Annotated in this window: 18 protein-coding genes and 2 pseudogenes; 8 read left to right on the top strand and 12 right to left on the bottom strand. The window is 59.6% G+C overall.

The features are described from left to right. Positions 1–34 precede the first annotated feature (34 nt). Both ACFO0G_RS19310 and ACFO0G_RS19305 read right to left on the bottom strand, forming a co-directional pair. Positions 35–607, bottom strand: coding sequence for a recombinase family protein (locus tag ACFO0G_RS19310; protein ID WP_376979714.1), 573 nt, complete (start codon positions 605–607; stop codon positions 35–37). A gap of 13 nt (positions 608–620) precedes the next feature. Beyond that, a complete protein-coding gene (locus ACFO0G_RS19305) occupies positions 621–1,154 on the bottom strand; it encodes a hypothetical protein (protein WP_376979631.1) in 534 nt (177 codons plus the stop codon). Positions 1,155–1,472: 318 nt separating this feature from the next. On the opposite strand from ACFO0G_RS19305, the gene ACFO0G_RS19300 reads away from it, so the two are divergent. Then, positions 1,473–2,078 (top strand): GIY-YIG nuclease family protein, encoded by a 606-nt coding sequence (locus ACFO0G_RS19300; protein WP_376979629.1) that lies wholly within the window; start codon positions 1,473–1,475, stop codon positions 2,076–2,078. A gap of 26 nt (positions 2,079–2,104) precedes the next feature. On the opposite strand, the gene ACFO0G_RS19295 is transcribed toward ACFO0G_RS19300, so the two are convergent. After that, entirely contained in the window at positions 2,105–6,898 is a 4,794-nt protein-coding gene (locus ACFO0G_RS19295; protein ID WP_376979627.1) for a DEAD/DEAH box helicase, read from the bottom strand. A 250-nt stretch (positions 6,899–7,148) separates the two neighbouring features. Between ACFO0G_RS19295 and tcmP the strand changes: the two genes are divergently transcribed. After that, entirely contained in the window at positions 7,149–8,330 is a 1,182-nt protein-coding gene (gene tcmP, locus ACFO0G_RS19290) for a three-Cys-motif partner protein TcmP (RefSeq protein ID WP_376979625.1), read from the top strand. Here the strand turns inward: tcmP and ACFO0G_RS19285 are convergent. Continuing rightward, positions 8,317–9,063 carry a DUF5131 family protein gene (locus ACFO0G_RS19285; protein ID WP_376979623.1) on the bottom strand — a complete coding sequence of 249 codons (747 nt, stop codon included), beginning with the start codon at positions 9,061–9,063 and terminating at the stop codon, positions 8,317–8,319. The two genes, tcmP and ACFO0G_RS19285, sit on opposite strands and share 14 nt — an antisense overlap. Positions 9,064–9,251: 188 nt before the next feature. Here ACFO0G_RS19285 and ACFO0G_RS19280 point away from each other — a divergent pair, with 188 nt between their 5' ends. After that, positions 9,252–9,437: a hypothetical protein gene (locus ACFO0G_RS19280; RefSeq protein ID WP_376979621.1), complete on the top strand. Its 186-nt coding sequence runs from the start codon at positions 9,252–9,254 to the stop codon at positions 9,435–9,437. 328 nt (positions 9,438–9,765) lie between these two features. Here the strand turns inward: ACFO0G_RS19280 and ACFO0G_RS19275 are convergent, their stop codons facing one another. Beyond that, positions 9,766–11,115 carry a ParB/RepB/Spo0J family partition protein gene (locus ACFO0G_RS19275; RefSeq protein ID WP_376979619.1) on the bottom strand — a complete coding sequence of 450 codons (1,350 nt, stop codon included), beginning with the start codon at positions 11,113–11,115 and terminating at the stop codon, positions 9,766–9,768. Positions 11,116–11,787: 672 nt separating this feature from the next. Between ACFO0G_RS19275 and ACFO0G_RS19930 the strand changes: the two are divergent. Further along, positions 11,788–12,099, top strand: a pseudogene (locus tag ACFO0G_RS19930) (transposase); the annotation flags it as partial. Positions 12,100–12,366: 267 nt separating this feature from the next. On the opposite strand, the gene ACFO0G_RS19265 reads toward ACFO0G_RS19930, so the two are convergent. From ACFO0G_RS19265 to ACFO0G_RS19240, 6 genes are all read right to left on the bottom strand, one after another. Beyond that, positions 12,367–12,858, bottom strand: coding sequence for a hypothetical protein (locus tag ACFO0G_RS19265; protein WP_376979615.1), 492 nt, complete (start codon positions 12,856–12,858; stop codon positions 12,367–12,369). A gap of 362 nt (positions 12,859–13,220) precedes the next feature. Further along, complete coding sequence (locus ACFO0G_RS19260; protein WP_376979613.1) at positions 13,221–13,568, bottom strand: DUF1003 domain-containing protein; 348 nt, start codon at positions 13,566–13,568, stop codon at positions 13,221–13,223. Positions 13,569–13,770: 202 nt separating this feature from the next. Beyond that, complete coding sequence (locus ACFO0G_RS19255) at positions 13,771–14,028, bottom strand: hypothetical protein (RefSeq protein WP_376979611.1); 258 nt, start codon at positions 14,026–14,028, stop codon at positions 13,771–13,773. A 303-nt stretch (positions 14,029–14,331) separates the two neighbouring features. Continuing rightward, the gene (locus ACFO0G_RS19250; RefSeq protein WP_376979609.1) at positions 14,332–14,772 is read right to left on the bottom strand and encodes a hypothetical protein; all 441 of its coding nucleotides are present in this window, start codon (positions 14,770–14,772) and stop codon (positions 14,332–14,334) included. A 601-nt stretch (positions 14,773–15,373) separates the two neighbouring features. Beyond that, complete coding sequence (locus ACFO0G_RS19245; RefSeq protein ID WP_376979608.1) at positions 15,374–15,892, bottom strand: hypothetical protein; 519 nt, start codon at positions 15,890–15,892, stop codon at positions 15,374–15,376. Positions 15,893–16,287: 395 nt separating this feature from the next. Beyond that, positions 16,288–16,539: a hypothetical protein gene (locus tag ACFO0G_RS19240; protein ID WP_376979606.1), complete on the bottom strand. Its 252-nt coding sequence runs from the start codon at positions 16,537–16,539 to the stop codon at positions 16,288–16,290. Between the two features lie 244 nt (positions 16,540–16,783). Between ACFO0G_RS19240 and ACFO0G_RS19235 the strand changes: the two genes are divergently transcribed. The 4 genes from ACFO0G_RS19235 to ACFO0G_RS19220 all read left to right on the top strand — a co-directional run bounded on the left by ACFO0G_RS19235 (position 16,784) and on the right by ACFO0G_RS19220 (position 19,452). Continuing rightward, positions 16,784–17,017, top strand: coding sequence for a hypothetical protein (locus ACFO0G_RS19235; protein ID WP_376979604.1), 234 nt, complete (start codon positions 16,784–16,786; stop codon positions 17,015–17,017). A 16-nt stretch (positions 17,018–17,033) separates the two neighbouring features. Continuing rightward, positions 17,034–17,939 carry a diacylglycerol/lipid kinase family protein gene (locus tag ACFO0G_RS19230; protein WP_376979602.1) on the top strand — a complete coding sequence of 302 codons (906 nt, stop codon included), beginning with the start codon at positions 17,034–17,036 and terminating at the stop codon, positions 17,937–17,939. Between the two features lie 206 nt (positions 17,940–18,145). Then, the gene (locus ACFO0G_RS19225) at positions 18,146–18,295 is read left to right on the top strand and encodes a hypothetical protein (protein ID WP_376979600.1); all 150 of its coding nucleotides are present in this window, start codon (positions 18,146–18,148) and stop codon (positions 18,293–18,295) included. 5 nt (positions 18,296–18,300) lie between these two features. Beyond that, the gene (locus ACFO0G_RS19220; protein ID WP_376979598.1) at positions 18,301–19,452 is read left to right on the top strand and encodes a N(5)-(carboxyethyl)ornithine synthase; all 1,152 of its coding nucleotides are present in this window, start codon (positions 18,301–18,303) and stop codon (positions 19,450–19,452) included. Between the two features lie 312 nt (positions 19,453–19,764). Here ACFO0G_RS19220 and ACFO0G_RS19215 read toward each other — a convergent pair. Then, positions 19,765–19,958, bottom strand: a pseudogene (locus ACFO0G_RS19215) (hypothetical protein); the annotation flags it as partial.

The raw sequence follows: 19,958 nt of genomic DNA, 5'->3' as shown, positions 1-19,958 counted from the left end.
TAACGAAGGCTCCGGCGGATTAACAGCCACACCCTTACTCTTGCGGCGTCTGCTGGCCCTTCCTCTGTCGTGCCAGTTCGCGGACAACGGTCGCCTCGCTGACATCGATGGTCTTCGCGATGTCACGGATGGTCCGTTTTTCGCTTCTCATTCGATGGGCTGTGGCTGCTTTGTCAGGAGTCATCTTGGTCGGCCGGCCTCCTACCCGGCCGCGGGCCTTCGCTGCAGCGAGGCCGGCTAGCGTTCGCTCGCGCAGGCGGTTCCGTTCGTACTCCGCGATAGCGGAGAAGAAGTGGAACATCAGCACGCCCTGGGATGTGGTCGTGTCGAGCCAAGTCTCAGTCAACGACCGCAGCCCAACGTGGCGGTCGGCCAAAATCTTGACGATGCCAGCGAGGTCCGCTGTATTGCGTCCCAGCCGGGACAGGTCGTTCACCACCAGGATGTTGCCCGGCTGCAGATGATCCAGGCAGTCCTGCCACTCCGGACGATCCGCGGTCGCGCCCGAGGCATAGTCCGTCCAGATACGAAAGCATCCGGCCCCGTTCAAAGCATCATGCTGCAGGTCCACAGACTGCTCCGTGGTGCTGACCCGGGCATAACCCATCAATGTCGGCATCTCACCGTCCGGCTTTCTTAGCTGTGATCGGAGCAGCGGAGTGGGTCAACAATCGGTGCAACGACTCAAAGCGCCCAACTTCATCGACCTCCGCATCCTCCGGCGGGTAGAACAACTTCGCTTCCTCGTTGAGTTCGCGGTTCACGATCTTGTAGCGCCCCACGCGGCCGTGAGCGAAGTACGCAAAGAAGCCAAAGGCGGAGGGCAGCAACAACAGCGCTGCGACTGACGCCGGATCCTCGATCGACCCCGTTAGGGGGACGAGTGCGAGCGAAATGAATAGTGTGACTCCCAATATCCCGAAAAGGCTGGATTGCCAGTAGCTAGTGAGGACAGGCGCCGTAGTGCTGATGTAGAGCTGTGAGTAATAGTGGCCGCCTTGGAGCAGGCGTCTCTGCAGAACCTTCCTCTGCTCTATTTCCCTGATGCCGTCCGGAGGAATTTCAATGTCGGACATGGCCTTAGCCAAGCTTAAAAGGTTGGACGCATACTCATAGGCGGTGGCCTTCCGGTTCACAAACCTGTAGATCGTCACTGCCAAAGTCAAGAGCGCAACTACAGCGCTGACCAGTTGGAACCACTGTGTTGGTTCTAAAGCCATTTCTGCCCCAATCAAAAACGGTCGACTGCCTAGTTTTGACTACGTACCTGCGCCTTAGTTTTCGTAGTCGAGTTATGAAACATGATAGCACCCCACTTCCGGGAAAATTGGCTCCAAAAAGGATGCGTCGGGCAGGCTGTCACGAGCCCCGCACAAACGGTCGTTTTTGATTAGCTCAGTAGGCCCGACCGGGGCCACCCCTTAAACCGTCGGAGACGCGAAGAGGCCCTACGGGAGAGGTATCGTGCGGGGATGGCAGATTGTGATGAAAACCTATTGGCCTTGGTCCTCCATTTCTTATCCGGTCCGCGGTACCCCATCTCGGAGGCGATGGAATTTCTGCCGGACAGCCCAGGCCTGTACGCGATCCATGCGTCGGAGGAAGTCTGGACGTTCCTGGGATTAGCGCATCGCGCCGAAGTGCCGCTGTACGTCGGCAAGGCGGAGGACAGCTTGGTCTCTCGCGACCTTAACTCACATTTTGCCGTGGACCCCGAGGCCGCCCCGAAAACAGGATCATCCACAGTACGCCGCTCCTTCGCGGCACTTCTCCGCAACCCACTAAACCTACGAGGCGTGCCCCGGAACAGGCTCAAACCCGGATACTTCGCTCACTATGGGTTGGAGGACGAAGCCGATGGTCGACTAACCGAATGGATGCAGAGCCATCTAACCCTCGCGTGCTGGCCACGCCCACGAGACCTCCAATGCAAGTTGGCCAATGTGGAAAAGGCGGTTCTGAAGGAATGGGATCCGCCGATTAACCTACAAAACTCACCGACAAAGCTGCCCCGCCTCGTGGCCGAACGTGCAGCAATGAAAATTGAGGCCAGCGTCTGGGCACAAGATGACCCCTGACTAGTCCCCGGAAAGCAACAGTCTCACTACTCGGCAACTTCCAGGGTGGGCAAGCTAGCTACGATCTTATTGGTCTCCAAGGACACCGTGACGATGCGCTTTATCAGGTCCACGATGTACCGGGGATTTCCCACTTCCCTGCAATAGTCGTTGGGATCATTAGTGATTTGCGATTCCTTGTGTGTGGTCACCTGGTAGCGGTCCACGATCCACTCCAGCGCCGATTTGCCATTCACTTGATAGTCGAAAACTTCGTCGGGGATGCCAGCCAAAGTGACCCGCGCGTTATAGATGATCTTGGAGCGGTCCTTCCGGGCCCCGAAGGACAACTTGTTTACGCGATAAAAGTCGAACGCTTCCTCGGATCCCTCCGCGACCGACGCTGACGAGATCTCATCCAGCGGAAACGGTTCGACTGTCTCATAGTCCAGGTGCAGACCGGCCAGTTCCCGGCCGGCTTGGCTGAAGCCCCAGAAGTCTTTGACCTTGGGGATGCGCGGGAGCATCTTCATCAAATCTGCCTTGTACTGCTCCTTGTACGTCGGGCTGTGCAACAGGCCGTAGACGTAGTAGAAAATGTCTTCCTTAATGATCTTCGAGTCCTCGTAGAAAGCCCTGTAGCTTCTCAAGGTCTCGTCAGTGATGTTGTCCCTGCGCCTGTAGCCATCGACGATGGTCCCTTCTGCGTTTGAGAAGAGATCATCTTGGCGCTCTGCCGACACTGGCTCGTAGCTATAGAGACCAAAGAACTGCCCCGATGCCACGAAGGTGAGGTCAGGGACATCTCGACAAATAAGAGCAGACCAAGCCTTTCGATAGTCCGTACTGACACCGATAGCGAGATTTTCATGAGCCGGCGTCGGGAAGAGGCGGGGAAGCTGATACACCATGGCATTCATGGAACGATCGAAATAGTTCCGCTGTTTTGTGTATGGCCTGTAGGCCATGGAGACTACCCGGCTTGAATCGAAGACGTGTTTCCTCTGGCGCATTCGGTCTTGCGCGAAATTGCGGTTCCAACTGATCTTCGTGGGGTCCAGATCCAGGGCCGAGTCGGGCACGGCCAGCTGATCGTTGAAATGATCGATCATCCTCGAGATGTTCTCTTGCACTGCTGTTGCGGAGAAGTTTGTTGCCCACGCATCCCTTCCGGTGGCTAAGCCAAGACTAAACGTCGCAAACATGGGGCTTGCCTGTTTGTCCTTCTTATCCCCGAGAGGCTGATAAGCGTCGTAGCTGGGGTCCCGGTGATTGATCCAGTCTCCGTGGTCATTGGGCTTGATCGATTCCCAATCGGTGCCTTCAATGGACTGCTCAATTTCCAGAATGTCGAGCTTCTGATCCCGCGTGAGGTAGTCACCGATGTCTCTGTACTGGATGTCAACTGGCCCGCTGTGCTTGGTGTTCTTGATTAGGATGGCAATAGCGATCGGAGTTCGCGCACCACTGCCGAAAATCTTTCCGCCCTCCTTTCGTGAAACTTCTCCGGCCGTACGCTGATTCCCTCGCAGGTTGTAGATGAAAATACGACTAAATTCCTTGGCAAATGTCTTCCGAATTCCATCCGCAGAGCTGCCGTCGATGAAACTGCCATTCGACACGAATGCAATCACTCCGTCATCCCCAACTCGGTTGGACGCCCAGCGGATGCCCCGAATGTAGGAATCGTAGAGTCCCTTGGTGGAAGATGCGGAGGAATTGGCCACGTAAGTTGCAGCGATGGAAGCATCCAGCTGTGTGTAGGACTGGTTTTGGTTGTTGTCGTTCGCGCTGGTTTGCCCCACAGAATAGGGAGGATTCATCACTACGACGCGGATGTCCTCGTTCTTCTGCCGTTTGACCCGCTCAGAGTTCTCCGGAAACACCGCGGTGTCGAAGGCACCGTCGGATTCATTGAGCTGGAAGGTGTCGGTCAGGGCGATGCCGTCGAAGGGCATGTAGCCGTGATTGAGACCATGCCTAACCGACTCTTCCGCAAAAACCGTCTCAATGTTGATGGCAGCGATGTAGTAGCTGAGCAGGACAATCTCGTTGGCGAAAAGTTCTTGCGTGTATTTCCGGTGGAGGTCCTCAGGCTTGATCAGTCCGGACTGAAGCAGCCTAGTCACGAACGTTCCGGTGCCAACGAAGGGTTCCAGGATGGAGACCCCCTCATCGGAGAGAGACTTGCCGAACTCCAAGCGCAAGGCAGCATCTGCCGAGCGCAGAATGTAATCCACCACCGGCACCGGCGTGAACACAATGCCAAGCCTGTCTGCAACACGGGGGAAGGCATTGCGGAAGAAGTTGTCGTAGAGCTCCAGAATGATTTTCTGCTTGGCAGCAGCGTTATCGATGGACTTCACCCGGGCGCGGACTGAGTCATAGAACTTCTCCAGCCCGGTACGTTCCTTTTCGAAGGCCGAGTTCTCGTCCAGCTGGTTCAGTATGTTCTGCATTGCCAGCGAGACCGGGTTGTGCTCAGTAAAATTCGAATCGGCGAACATGGCGTCGAACACCGGCTTGGTCACCAAGTGCTGGGCGAGCATTTCGACGGCCTGGGCCTCGTCGATTTCTGGGTTCAAGTTCTCTCGCAGGCCTTGAATGAAGTCATCAAAAGCTTTGCGGTGCTCCGGATCCGCCCCCGCTAGGAGATTGTTGATGAGCGTAATGTGCTTGTTGGCGATGGCCGCGATGTCCTTGGACCAGTCTTCCCAGTACATGCGGTTCCCGCACTTGTCCACGATCTTGGCGTAGACAGAGTCTTTCCACTCTTCGGCCGGGAACTGAAGCTGCGGCTGGACGAATTCGGGATCCGCTTTTTCGTTGTCACCATTGCCATCACCTGCATGGTCTCCCCCGCCGGCGTTTCCGCCCACGTTCGTGCGGGCTTTCTTCTTTGGTGACAGGTCGACAGTGTCAACGAGGATCGATTCGGGAGCTTTTGCGTTGAGTTCGATCTGGTTGATGGCGGCGTCCATGCGCTCATCGTGTGCGCGGAGGGCTTGGAGGACCTGCCAGACGACCTTGTAGCGGTTGTTGTCCCTGAGCGCCTCAGAGGTCGACATCCCCTCCGGGATTGCGATGGGCAGGATGATGTAGCCGAATTGTTTGCCTTTGGCGATCCGCATCACTCGGCCGACGGCCTGGATGACGTCGACCATGGAGTTGCGTGGGTTTAGGAACAGAACGGCGTCCAAGGATGGGACATCCACGCCTTCAGTTAGGCAGCGGGCGTTGGTGAGGATCCTGCAGACCGGATGATCCTCGGGACTGTCGAGATCTTCTTTTAGCCAGTCGAGGCGTTCCGCGCGGGTGATGGCGTTGAAACCGCCGTCGACGTGCTTGACTTCTACTTTTAGGTCGTCCGTGGGGTCGTCGTTGTCGAGGTTCGTGAGGTGCACCCGGACGAGGTCTTCGAACTCCGATTCGACGAGCTTGGAGGATTTGATGTCCCGGTTGAAGGCCACGGCCCGTTTCATCGGTGCCAGGTCGTTACCGAAGGACACCTCATGGGCACCGGAGCGTCGTTTGGCCAGTCCGTTCCAGCAGCCGATGAGCTTGGCGACATCGTCGATTTGCAGTTCCATGTTCGAGTCGGCCAGTTGGTCCTGGAAGCTGGAGACTACCTGTGTTTCGTCCACACCCAGAACCAGGACCTTGTAGTCGGTGAGCAGTTTTTTGGTGACAGCTTCACCGAAACCGATTCGGTAGAACACCGGGCCGTACATGGTCTCATCGTCCATCGAGCACAAGATCGCATCCCGCTCAAGGGCCTTGTTCTTGGTGTCGTCGTTGAAAAGACGGGGTGTGGCCGTCATGTACAGGCGCTTAGTACCGGCGACGACGTCATTCCGGTGGACCTTGACGAAGTGGGACTCTTCCGTGCCGGCGAGGGTTGCGCCGGTGGTGCGGTGGGCCTCATCGCAGATGATCAGGTCAAAGTCCGGTAGCCCAGCCTTCTGCGCCTGGGATACGGCGTCGATGGATTGGTAGGTGGAAAATACCACCGTCATTCCCTCGTCCAGCTCCCTGGTACCCATTGCTTCGAGCAGCGTAGCGCCATCCGTGGTGGCGGGAATCTGCAGGTCATGGATTGCCACATCGGTGAGGTCGGAGTTCTTCTGCCGGCCAACCTTGGTGTCGGAACAGACGGCGTAAGCGTGCATGGTCTGCGTCGTCTCGTCCGACCATTCCTTTAGCGACTGGGACATCAGTGCCAGGGAGGGAACGAGGAAGAGGACCCGGACGTGGGTTTCCTGCTCCGCGAACCGCTCGGCAATCTTCAGCGCAGTGAAGGTCTTGCCGGTGCCGCAGGCCATGATGAGTTTGCCGCGGTGATTGGTTTCGAAGCCCTTCATGACGGCGTTGACCGCTTCGTGCTGGTGGGTGCGCAGCTGCTTTTTGTCATGCAGTCTCGGGGCTTTGGAGGGGTCGGTCAGCTCGTAAGTGGCCCAGTCAATATTGGAGTTGCGGAAGTCCGTGAGACCAATGCGCTGGATGGGAATGTGCTGGTTGTCCAGCATCTCTTCCGCGTTCGGGGACCAGTCTCGACCCGTCGTGTCCACGATGAGTCGGTGTGTGAATGGAGGCTTACCCGACGCGGAGATGAACGAATCAATATCCGACTTCTGGATCCTATGGCCCTCGGCATAGAACTTACATTGGATCGCCGTGAAACCGCCGTCTTGGCGTTCGGCCACCAGATCGATGCCGTTGTCCTTCTTACCGTCGCGGTCCGGCCAGTCCCTCCACAACCACACGTTGCGATACTGGGGGGCCTGAACTCCGTCCTTCTCCAGGTACCGGCCGACTAGCTGCTCGAAGTAATTGCCCTTCATCCTCTCCGAGTCCGCGAGATCACGGTACGAGTCAAGCAGTACATCGAACGTCGTTGCCAAAGAAGTACCCCCAAGAAGAGAAGCATGCGAAGCCGGATAAACCGGCGCCTTTGATCATATGATCTTCCACGCCCACACGGGCGGCCGGCCGCCCCTTGCTCGGTCCGTGAAGGGCGGCGCGTCTATGCTCACGGGGAGAGTGAGCTTGCCATACTCTAACCTCGGCAGATGTTCGATCCGGGGGGCCTGTTTGTCCAGCGACACCAGCAAGTTTCATAAGAGCAAGAAATCGGCGGCCGTGTTGAAACATGCGGTCCTCGACAGTTACATGACGCCGTTTGCCAGCAAGACCGGCAGCACGTCCATAGACAATCGCGTGGCCTTCATCGATGGATATGCGGGGCCAGGCCGGTACGAGGATGGCAAAGAAGGCTCCGGTGCCATGCTGCTTCGAAAGGCCAAGGAGCTCGCGGCTATGAGCAGCCCGCGCAAGGTTGAGTGTCACTTCGTAGAGGACGATATCCACACCGTTGCCAAGCTTCGTGAGGTGGCGGAGGCCGAGGGCGTCGGGATCACCTATACGATCACGGACGACAACATATCCGCGCATTTACCGGTGTTGCTGGACTCGGTGAAGGACATTCCGCTATTCGTCTACCTCGACCCGTGCGGCCTGCCGATTCCTCTAAATGAGGTCGCGGGTATTTTCGGACGACCTAGCACAGTCGGCATGCCAGCGACAGAGGTGTTGGTCAACCTAACCGCTAACCTTCGCCGGTTTGCAGGAATGCTTTACAGCGATAAAGCTATCGAGCAGTCGCTGAAGACCCTGGACGCGGCTTTCGGAGGAGACTGGTGGCGAGACGTCTGGCTTGAGAAGTGCCCTAACAAGGAGGGCACGGAAGATCAGAAAATGGCCGCCGAACTGGCTGTAGTGGAGGGGTATGCCGAGCGGCTAAGGCAGCTTGGAGGCGTGTCGGGGACCTGGATCATCGACGTCAAGCCGCGGGCCGACCTTAAGCCTATTTATTACCTAGTATTCGCCACCCGGCATATGGACGGGATGGTGACGTTTGGCGAGGCAACTTCCAAGGGTTTGGAGCACTGGCGCAAGTGTCTTGCTGAGATGGCAGCCGAAGATACGTTGTTTGGCGACGCTGATGCCTGGGAGGCTGATTGGAAGGCCGCGGAAGCAAAGCTCAAGGCCCAATGGGTAGACACGCTCGCCTCGCGATTGACCGCCGAACTGGCCAAGGGCCAAGCCTTTCGAATCATCGACCGCTCTGACGAAATCCTCGGGAACGACCTAGTGGGCCTTGTACGTACAATGCACTTCCGGGCCGCCATTAACAAGGTTTTGGCGGAGAACAAAACAACCACGAATCCAAAGGGCGTCAGTGATCTTTACAAGCTGCTGCTCACGCCCGCGTAGGCGTAGGCATCTCATCCCATAGACGTCCGTCCAACTCACGACCGTTTGTTTTCGGTGTCCGCCCGCCCCACTGCTTGAAAAAGAAAGCGACACCTTGGTCGGAGCACTCGTCGCGAAGCTCTCGCACCCACGTGGGATCGAGCGGGCGGTGCTTCGGGCCGCTTTCCCCGCCCGCGATCAGCCAATGCATTCCCGTAAGGTCAAGGCCGGCGAGCGATCCGAGCAGAGGCTCAGCCGAGACGAAGCGGGTTGCGGCCGGGACACGGCGCAAATCATCAAGACGCCACAGCTGATCCGCAGTCTCGACGCTCACGCCGAGCCAGACGTTGCTCGGCCACGGAAGCTCCTGCGCCATGCGCATTGCACGCCGAGGTCGTTTGGTGAGTAGCTGATACGTGTGCCGAGGTGTCTCTTCCATGACCTGGAAGACATCCCTGATGAAAGATGACGACACACGTGCATGGAACAAGTCAGACATGCTGTTTACAAAGATAAGACGTGGCGCCGACCACCGCCGTGGAATATCCAACGCCGAAGGATGTTCCGTTAGGGCAAAGCCCGGACCGCTTGTTCGCGGGTCACCGTCTTCCTGGTACTTCGGGTTTCCCATCGCCTTCAACCGCTTAGCCAGTGTGAGGGCATAGCAGTTATCGCAGCCCGGGCTGATTTGGTCGCAACCCGTGGTGGGGTTCCACGTGGCCTCTGTCCACTCGATTCCGCTACCGTCTGCCATCCCATTAGCGTACGTCGGGGACGGTCAACAATTGATCAGACGCGTCGTGGCCACAGGCTGGAGAACGGTCAGGAGCCTAACCTCCGGATGCAGTGGGTCGCGCTAGGTCGGTGCTGGCTCCAGGGGATATGACGCTACCTACTGACCGGATATGCTTCCCTTCAGCATCAGAAAAAGTAGGGGGCCAAGTGGCAAAGAACACCGGTAACGGAAGGCGCATCGGCCAGGTTAAAGACCGTTACCAGCTGAAAAACGAACGAACCGGGTTCTTCGACAAATACGACGGCTTAGGAAACTTCATAGCATCGAAGTCATCACCTGGACCGTGGAAAAGCGTCGAAAAACGCAACCCGAAGAAGCCGCCGCGGGGTTGAGCGGCTAAGCACTCAACTCCCGAGCGAACATATCGAGGGGCCGGCCAAGGTGGCCGACCCCTCGGAGTTTCCCTCTGCAAAGGAAATCTGTGTTTCAGCGTAGCTGAATGTTGGTGGTTTTGCCGGGGTGGGGAACGTCGTTGTTCCTGGTCCCGCGGGGAATGGTTTTTGGGGCTGTGTCGCGTTGAGCGGCGGTCCGCCGCTGGTGAGTGGCTGCTGTGGTGTGTCCTGGGCGGCGGACCGCCCCACTTTTAGAAATTCCTGGCTGGCCTCTTGGTGCGTGGTGCCTTGCCGGGCGGTTGTGCTGGCCGCCCGGCAAAGCGTGGTTTTAGGCGGCTTCGGTGGTTTCCTTGCCGCTGTCGATGATGATTTGTTCGGTCTCGGATGCGGTGTAGCCCCATATGACCAGCTGGTTGAGGTAGTCGCGGTGGCTTTGGTGGGGTGATCGCCATGAGTCTTTAGCGATGGTCTTTTCGTATCCAGCGCAGATCAGTGCGATCAGGGAGAACTCGGGCCGTGCGGTGGTGTTGGCTACGTGGTCGCGGAGGGGGTTCCAGCCCCAGCGTCCATTCTTGTCCTCCGTTTTGGCTCCGATCATGTCTGCAGCGACTTCGCCTTGGTATCCGCTGGCGGTTTCGGGGTGGTGGGTGATGGCGTGGACGGTGAAGTACTGCCAGCCCTTGGGTGCCTGCTTGCGGGCCAGCAGGTTCTTCACGAACTCACGACGGACGACACCAGCAGATTCCATAGCCTTGTTATTGGCGATCAGAGTCTTCCGCTCGGCTTTCTGTTCCTCGGTCATCGGGCCGGACTGTGCTTGGCGGCCGCCGTCGTAGCGTTCGTGGCGCGGGGTGAAACCGAGCTCCTTCCACCCGTTGATGGCAGGTTTGGCTGAGTAATGGCCTTGCCAGTTGCGCTGGAGGACGTAGGCGTTGGCGTCGTCCTCGGTGGCCGGTTCGCCGTCGGCCCGGTTCGCGGCCGAGACGTACAGGGCTTCTTCGTCGGCGTAGTGGCCCGCGTCCTCCACAATTGTCTTGCCCTGGCCTTCAAGTTCCGCGACCAGTGCGGCGCGGGCGGCGGCGATGTCCCGCTTGTCCCGGAGGCGCTGGGTGACGTGCATGAGCATGTCGGGTTCGTCGGCGAGGACTGATTCAAGTTCCTCGGTCGCGTCTGAGTCGTCTTCAAATTCAGCCAGTATCAGGGCTTCTTCGATGGTGCATCCCCTGCCCAGGGCGGCGTCCCCGGCGGTGGTGGACTTGGCTTTCAGCGCGTCCTCGACGTTGATCTTGGTGCGCCCGGTTTTCTTGGCGATCTGTGCCGCTGACACGCCGATCAGGGAGAGCTGGTGGTAGGCATCGGCCTCGTCGGCCTCGGTCAGCGCGGAGCGTTGGATGTTCTCGACTACCTGGGTGAGGATTCGTTCTGCTTCCTCGGGGCTTTCGGTGACCATGACCGGGATCTCGGGGCGTTCGGCTTCGACGGCGGCGCGGGTGCGGCGCTGTCCCATCAGGACGTGTACGGTGCCGTCGTCCTTGCGGTGTGCGATCACTGGCTCGAGGACGCCGTGTTCCTTGATGCTGGCCACGAAGGCCGGGGTGAGCGCTGCGTCCTTGCGGACGTTGATGTCGATGGTCAGGGTCTTGGGGTCGAGCATTTCCAGCGTGGGTGTGGTGTTCATGTTTTCGTCCTTTTGCAGAGGATTGTGGTGGGTGGGGCGACCAGTGGTGACCGACCAGCTTCCCCTCTCCCCCCGTTGTTTTTTGGCTGCTGGCGGAGCTTTGCGGAGCTGTGCCCGACGGAGGCCCGTCTACCCGCAAGGGCAAAGGGCGGGAAATTCCTGGAGGAAATAAGCGACGCAGGAGCGCCGGAAGGAAATTCCTGGCCTGCAGGCCCCGACGAAGGAGGGGCTAGATGGGGTGGAGCGGGCACGTACGATCCGAAGGACAGCAGCCAAAAAACGGTAATACTGAAACAGTCCTTGAGCCGGCGTGACTCCTGGCCGTGGGATCCGGATACCGGAAAATCATCGACTTCATCACCTCCTACGGCACCGTCATCGCCGTCGGTGTTGAAGGCACCGACCGCGGCCATCAACCAGATCAAGGCGCTCCTCATTTCGGCCCCGGACAAAATCCGGGCGAAATACCGGGCGATGGCCACCTCTGCGCTGATTCCTGCCCTGCAGCGGACGAGACCTTCGGGACACCTGGCTGACCCCGAGTACGTGACCCTGCTGACCCTCAGGGCGTTGGCAGCCCGGTGCCAGACGCTGGGAGCAGAAATCGAAGCAGCTGATATGGCACTCAAGAAAATCCTCGACAGCTACGCTCCGCTGCTTTGCGATCTCCCAGGAGTCGGGACCGAAGTAGCCAGCCAGCTGTTAATCACCTTCGGGGACAACCCGGACCGTCTGGGAAACGAAGCCCAGTTCGCCTCACTCGTCGGGGTCGCGCCGGTACCAGCATCATCAGGCAAGACAACCCGCCACCGGCTCAGCAGGGGCGGCGACCGCAGCGCCAATAATGCCTTGCATCAGGTGGTCCTGGTCCGCATGGCCTCGTGCCAGCGGACCAAGGATTACGTCGCTAAACGCACGTCCGAGGGCAAGAGCAAACGCGAAATCATGCGCTGCCTCAAACGCTACGCAGCCAGAGAAATCTACCGCCAGATCACCAACCCCCGGCCGGCGCCTAATAACTCGGACCTCCGCCGCATGCGCAGCGAACTCGGGATCACCATCACGACCGTAGCCGGCGAACTTGGCCAATGGGTTTCCATCATTTCGCGTCTGGAACGAGGCCTCCTCCGCAACGACAACCTGGCCTCGGCCTATCGGCAGTGGCTGGCCGGGCAACAAGCCCCGGACCCAATAAGATGAGCTTTTCCGCCCCGACGATGGGTCCTTCCTGGCTGAACCATGGCCATGTATTCAATCGGTTCGTGGTCTAGCAGCAGTACTCATGGAGGGACGCTGCCCGGACCTGTAGGCAGAGGCTATGACCGGCTCGAGTTCGTCCATTACCTTATGGTTCCCGGGGAGCACCACATGGGCCAGAAATTCGGATTCGAGTGTTGCAACACCAGCTGCCGCCGCTGCGAGTTTGGCGTCTGTCGACAGGGCGAAGGCATGCCAGAATCGACGGGCATCGAGTTCGAGCACTTTCGCCGTAACTTCTCTGCCGGGCACCCCGGAAGCTCCACCCGGAACAGTAGGGCTTTCCTCAGGCTGCGGCAAAGAGACGACGATCCGAAATTGCCTTCCGCGCGCCCTGAACGAGATGGCATTGAGGTGGCCACGTTGGCTCAAAAGAACATCGGTTGCCCCAAAGTCCAGAAGCGAGCGTTCGATATGTTCCCGTGAAGCTCCAACACTGAAAGAGTCACCGCGCGTGTAAAAACTCCGGGAATCGTAGGTTGCCATACTCCAACTATGCCCCCGCCAGGCCGCATTTCCGGCAAGGGGGCCAAGCGGGCCGGACTCAAGGGCGGCCCATGGCGACCACTGCGGGATCAACCGGGCAAACCTGGTGCTACTGCAGGTCCGGCCCGAACCTGCGACGCCCGCTCCCCCACAGGGTAACCGCGACCGAAAAATCACGGGCGTCGCGGGATGACCCTTCCGTTCGGATCCGGCCAGGTCGAGTCATCGATGGCGCCCGCACCTGGGGACGTGCACTGAACTATGCGGGCCAGGATCACGCTCCAGGTTTTCGTGTGTCCCCTGTTGAGGTAGGGCTTTCCTAGATGCCTCGCAGTTCCCGCAATATCTCCAACTGTTCGCTGTTAATGGCCATGAGGGTCTGGATTTGTATTTTCCGCTCGCACGTCCGTTTCGTAGTCGTGCTGTGCCATTGCGGACGCTATCGCATCCTGACGTTTCGCAGCGAGGATCGCCCCCTGCAAACCGGCCAACATCGACAGGAAAAGGTTGAGCAGGATATAGGGGTAAGGATCCCAAGCCTGCCCGGCAAGGAGAAAGGGATTCAACAACGCCCAAAGGCCCATTAAGGCCATGAAAACACCCACGAAAGTCCAGCTGCCCATCCCGTTGCGAAGGGTATCTGCAGCCCGCTCTCCAGCGCTCAACCCCGCCTTGTGTTGGCTGTGCCAGGTTACTTTTCGTTCGCTCATGGGCTCAGAGTACGGCGGGCACCCTGACGCGCGCTCGTTTCATTTGCGCTTCTGGATCGGGGGGTATTGTCGGGGGCGCGTATGTGCGCCGATGCAGAAGTGCTTTCTCGAAGCCCTAGCCACGAGGCGGTGAACAGAGACGAACGTTAGTGACTGGGACACCGGCCCGGGCCCGGGTTTGGGTGGCCCGGGGGCGTGGGGTTTAGGGCTGTACAGAGTCGAAGAACCGGTAGCTCGGCTGTGCCGAGGACGGTTTTTCCTGGTGTGCTTTGGATCGGATGAAATCGATGTTTTCTTCTGACAGGACAGTTTCGCCGTGACTATCAGAATCAGCGTCCTCTCCGGATTCGGCATTTATTTCTGCCGAGATGGTCCGGGGCAGAATTACACAACCAAGGTTGTCGATGAGCCACTGCTTGCTGGCCGGAGACAGCCGGTGCCAGTGCTTCTCAAGGTGCATGGAAGTCATTGTTTCCTTTCCGGTTTTGGGTTCTTGTTGGGACTGTAAGTAGGCGCGCGTATGGGCGCGTATGGGTCCGGAACTTCCAGAATTTTGGCCGCGTAACGGGCCCCGATGGTTGCCGTGTGGCGGTGGTGCTTCCTCGTCCCTAAGTACGTGCCGAGGAAGCACCATGATCCCCATGGTCGCCGGGCCGTTAAGCGGTCAGCCGGAAGAACAGGCGATGCAGCCTGCTAGTCTGCGCCGGCCCGGAAGGGAACAACAAGGGTCCGTAGTGTCGACGCCCGGTGCTGGGTACGGGTGTTAGTCGAAGTGGATTTCGGCCGCGGATTGACGGATAACTTCGAGTCGTTGTTCCTCCAGCATTCCCAGGGCTTCCAGTTCTTCAGACCTGTGGGCGCGCTCGGCTTCGGCCTGAACGGAAATGTCGCTCAGGATCGTGCCGACAAGGTGGGCAAGCCCTGACTTAAGGTCCTGCAGATTGGTGTTGGTGATCAGGAGGCGGCGGTCAGAGACTCGCAGTTCGACGTCGCTGTATCCTTCCTCCGCCAAGCGCCGGGTGACGCTCTTGTCATGCAGCAAATCGAGTTCCCGGGGCTGGGGCCTGCGGGAGAAAACGACAGGGACGGTGTAACGAGAGGCGGCCGTGGCCGTGCCGAGGTCGTGAGGCAGGGCGGTGGCGAGAACGCCGCTGAGCGCAAGGCGCCCCTCAACGTGGACCGGCTGTTCTTGGGTGGTGGTCATGGCATTGCGCCAACGTTTCTTGAAGATGCACTGTCAGAACCGCAGAAACGGGCGGATCGACGGTGACTGGGGTTCAAGGGACCCGAGACCGGGCCCCTTATAAGGGGAGGGCATGGGCCGGAGAGACCGGCCTGCGGAGCAGACGGTCAGGGCCGCCCTCGTTGTCCCAACTCATCACCACATGTTCATTACAGTGACGGGATGTCACAGTCGCCGGTTTGCCGGCCGCGGAGGCGGAGTCGGTTTCATTGCTCGGGAAACCGGATGTCCAGTCACGGCGTCCCGATACTCCGACTGTACGCCCTCGTGCACCGCCAAAGGTGAAAACCTACAAATCAGTTCTGTCCGCTTCCAAACTCCGGCCAGCCCCTGGCTACGCCCCATTCAAAGAGGGCTACGCAGCCGATCGTGGCTTGCCGTGCTCCGCCGTGTCCATCAAGGCTATTCCTTACCACCGGCCACCCTTGACTAAACCGCGCCCTGTTGCCAAAGGAAAGGCGAGATAGATGAGTCAAGGAGATAACCAGTTACGGGAGCAGGATCGATGTGAATCGGATCGAAACCGCTCGATTACGCCTTCCCAAAATTCGTTGGACTGCCCTCAGCGTGCTGTAAGTCCATGTGCTCTGAGGTAAGTGCGCCACCACAGCAGGCACTCGTCCGCCAGTTCCAACGCATCGACCGTATCGGTCGGGTCCTCAGTGAAACGGATACTGGCCCTGGAGTTGTGATGGATCACCGTGCCCTGAACCCCTGCCGTTGCGCGTTGGTTGGCGGTATTCGCCACCGCCCAGCACCGGCGCATGCAGGGCACCTTAGTCTCGATGCCCATCAGGTCCTTACCGAAGGGAACCGTGTCATCGGTCATGATCCAGTCCCGAAGGTTCCAGCACAGGATAAAAAAGACCATCATGTCTGCCTTCAGGGTTTCCGGATCCGAACCCCTCTCATACCCGTTCGCGATTTTCGTCCGAGTGCGCCCCATTGCATCCCACAAGTCGGTCCAGACCGGGGGCCCGTATTCGTTTGCCACGTCCGAGGCGGCTTCCGCCCCGGCGGTGGTCCCGGCAGTCTCGGGAGGTTCGGGTTGGCTGCCGCTTCCGGCGCCGGTCATTGACATGTCCTGAGACTACCCCCAGGGTCTGACCGCATCACCAACACCCACCTTGATCTCACAGCAGCCGGCTGCCATTGCGTCCGTCTCCAATGATCCTCAACTGCTGATGCATTTCGACAACTGAAACACCCACACCTACCCCTCGCAAACAAGGAACTCCTCGCTCAAAAGAGGCAAGTACCGCAAGATCGTAGAGTTCGTCGACGGCTTCCGTGCATTGACAGTCCGGTACCGGTCGGGCAACTGGGTAAAGCGACCACGGGAACGCATTTGCCTTTGAGTCGGCGCACAGCGGTCGGGTGGTTGACCTCCAACTTCGTCGGACTTTCGCTGTGGAGGGTCTTCGCGCTTCCCTGCCTCGCACCGGGCTGTTCCTTAACGCCGACCGCCGGGTCTGGTCATCGTTTATGGATGGCGGCAAGGTTACTGGAGTCTGTTTCCTCAGCCCGGACATTTGTGACGGCTCCTTCTGATTCAGCGGCTTGATGCTGTTCATTTTTCTGACGCGCTTCACGAAGGTGAGAGCCGAGCTTCTCTTCTGATTCCCGCCGACGTTGCCCGATGGTACGCATCGGCCGCGTACTTGGCGCCGACTGCCCGTGCTGATGCAGGCTTAGGTCCTGCCGGTCCTTGCTGTGTTGGTCGCTCATATGGGAATGGTCCCACCGCCCCTGCTCCTCGGGAAGCCCCGATGGGAAACCCGAAATATCCTCGTCTTCCTGATGGCAGCTGCTGCCCCTGGCCTCCAACTTTTTGCCGCCGGTACTGTTTTCGATTTCCGCGCAGGAACTACTAGCTGGTGCTGCCTCCAACGACGGAGTCGGTGTACCACGGATGTAGGGTGGTGCTCGTAGAGTCCGCACGTCCTATCCAAGGAAGCTGCGAGGTACAGGTGTGAACGAGTATGAGGCTTCATTGGTCATTAGGTCCGGAGCTGAGCAGCTGTCGGCGGCGTCTTCTGACCCCCGCTCGGAGGAAGGCTACGCGGCGGTCAAGGTCAATATCTCGGAAGCACTGGAGCGCATAGCGGAAGCTCTTGGCAACTTTGAGGCCAGTTCGGGAGCGCCCAGCCGTTCAACCGGCTGGGTTCAGGACCTTCGCCGCGTAGCGGACGACCTGGGGGAATGACAGGGCTGAAACGCCGATGACAGCGAGTGGCCCTAACGGGGCGCCCGAAGCACGTTTTGATCGGATTGTGCTGGTCTTCAATCCCGGCAAGCCTGGTATGACCGCCAGGATTAGCGAGCTGCGACGCGAGCTCGGCGCCGGAACACCGGACCTGCAGGTTGATTTACTGCCGACCGAATTCGCCGGGCACGCACGGGACCTTGCACGGACCGTCGCGGCCACAGGATCCCCGCTCATTGTTTCGATCAGCGGCGACGGCGGGTACAACGAGGTTGTCAACGGGGTGATGGACGTCCCGGGCAGCAAGGCGGTGTGCACCGTCGTCGCAGCAGGTAACGCCAACGACCACCACCGCAGCATGCCGGCAAGACCGTTGCCCGAGGCGGTCCGGGACCAGCCGGTCCGGCGCATCGACCTGTTGCGCATAACGTTTGGGGAGGAGCCGCAGGCACAGGTTCACTACGCCCACTCCTACATCGGTTTTGGACTGACACCTCTGATGGCGATCGGAATCGAGAGCGGGGGAAAGGGCAAAATCCTCGAACTTGTGTCCGTTGCGCGCACGCTCTCCCACCTGAGCCCGTTCGAGCTCGTCCGGGCAGACGGGGCGATCGCCCGCTTCGACAGCCTGATCCTGGCCAATATTTCGCGGATGGCCAAGTATGGGACGGTCAGCGAGACGGCGGGCCCCGATGACGGCCGTTTCGAGGTCGTGACGCTCCCCCACTCCGGGCGCTGGAAGATGGCCCTGATGACTCTTCGGGCCGTGACGCTGGGACTCGGGAACCAGCCAAGCGTCAGCAGCTACGAATTCAGTACGCGCGACGCTGTTCCTTGCCAGATCGACGGCGAGGTCAGACATCTTCCCGCCGCCACCCATGTTCTTGTGGAAAGCGCGAAAAGTGCCCTGGCGGTTCTCTGATCCTCGCCGCCCTTACATCTGCTCAGCGGGCAGCACAGCACCCTGGGAATCTCCGCCGGCGACGACGTAGCCTCTGCCCAGCCTGCCGCCGCGGCCGCCCACGGGTCTGGACGCATAGAGGGATCCGCTCGACGGGGAGGCCGGGGTGGTCCGCTACCTGTATCGTTCAAAGTCAGGAACCCTTCGGTTCCGCTACAGGAGCAATCATGGCTGACAAATCCCCCCGCCAAACAGCATCCAAGAAATCCGCCAAGACCATCAAGGAAAAACGCGCCGACAAGAAGGCCGCCGCGGCACCCCCCAGCTCAGGAGACAAGGCCACCGCGGCCAAGTCGACGAGCCCGAAAAAGAAGTGACCGGCATGACCGATCACCTCACCCTCGGCGTCCTTTCCAGCACCCGAAAGCCTGACGAGCGGCGCCTGCCCATACACCCCCTGCATTTGAAGCGCATTGCCCCCGAACTTAGGCAACACCTCATTTTTGAGGAAGGCTACGGCGAGCGTTTCGGCGTCTCGGACTCCAATCTATCGCCACTTGTGGGGCGCGTTGTCCCGCGGGCGCAATTGCTGGCAGAGGCCGACGTCGTCCTCCTGCCCAAACCTCAGCCCGAAGACCTCGCCGAGCTCCGCGACGGTCAGGTCCTCTGGGGTTGGCCGCACTGCGTCCAGGACCGCGCAATCACACAGCTGGCGATCGATAAGAAACTCACGCTGATCGCCTTCGAGGCGATGAACCACTGGGCCAGCGACGGCGGATTCGGGTTGCACGTGTTCCACAAGAACAATGAACTGGCTGGTTACTGCTCCGTGCTGCACTCACTGGCCCTGACCGGCTCTACCGGAGACTACGGCCCGAGACTCAGCGCCGTCGTCATAGGCTTCGGCGCGACCGCACGCGGTGCCATCACCGCCCTCAACGCCCACGGCATCCATGACGTCCAGGTCCTGACCAACCGCGGGGTGGCCGCCGTGGGTTCGCCCATCCATTCGGTGCGGATTGTCCAGTTCGATCACGACCCCCAAGCGCCGTTCCTCAGCGAGGTCATCACCGAACGCGGGCGGGTCCCGTTGGCGCCGTTCCTGGCCGAAAGCGACATCGTGGTCAACTGCACCCTGCAAAACCCCAACGCACCCTTGACCTACCTGCGGACCGAGGACCTGGACGCTTTCCGGCCCGGCACCCTGATCGTGGATGTCTCCTGCGATGAGGGAATGGGCTTTAGCTGGGCGAAGACCACCACTTTCGCTGAGCCAATGTTCACCGTGGGTGACCACATCGATTACTACGCGGTGGACCACAGCCCCTCCTACCTCTGGAAGTCCTCCAGTTGGGAAATCAGCGAAGCCCTGCTGCCCTTCCTGGAAACCGTGATCACCGGCCCCACGGCCTGGACAGGAAACGAAACCATCAGCCGCGCGATCGAAATCCGCGACGGCGTGATCCTGAACCAGGACGTGCTGCAGTTCCAGCAACGGGAACCGGACTACCCGCACTTCCCACGGCCCGCCTGAAGGCTACATCACCCTGTTGCCGGCCTTGGGCGCGCGGTTGTTCGACCTCGCTCGGATGTAGCGGCCGGTTTGATGACCCCGGACCGGCGAAAGAGCTGGGACTACTACCCCGGGCCTGCTGGTGCCCGAAAACCATGAAGCCATTAGTGTCATCATCCTCCGACCAGTAGATCTAATCGGCGCCCCGCACAGCAGCATTGCCGATTGAGGGACCCTGTCCGGACCGGTAGGCGGACGCGATGACTGGTTCGAGTTCAGTCAAGACGAAAGTTCCTGGTGTCCCTGCAGATGATGTAGATGGGAGGTAATTTCCTAATCAATCAGGGACGTGGCAGCACGGATTGAGGGGCGCTGGCCGGACCGATAGGCGGATGCGATGACGGGTTCGAGTTCGTCGAGGACGGTTCGGTTACCGGGGAGAACGACATGGGCAAGGAATTCCGACTCGAGCGTAACGACGCCCGCTGTCACCGCTGCAAGCTTGGCGTCTGTGGCTAAGGCAAAAG

The sequence above is a fragment of the Arthrobacter sedimenti genome, assembly GCF_042652025.1.
Classification (GTDB): Bacteria; Actinomycetota; Actinomycetes; order Actinomycetales; family Micrococcaceae; genus Arthrobacter; species Arthrobacter sedimenti.
The sequence above is the reverse complement of the archived record's forward strand: the minus strand, read 5'-3'. Positions and strand labels throughout refer to the sequence as shown.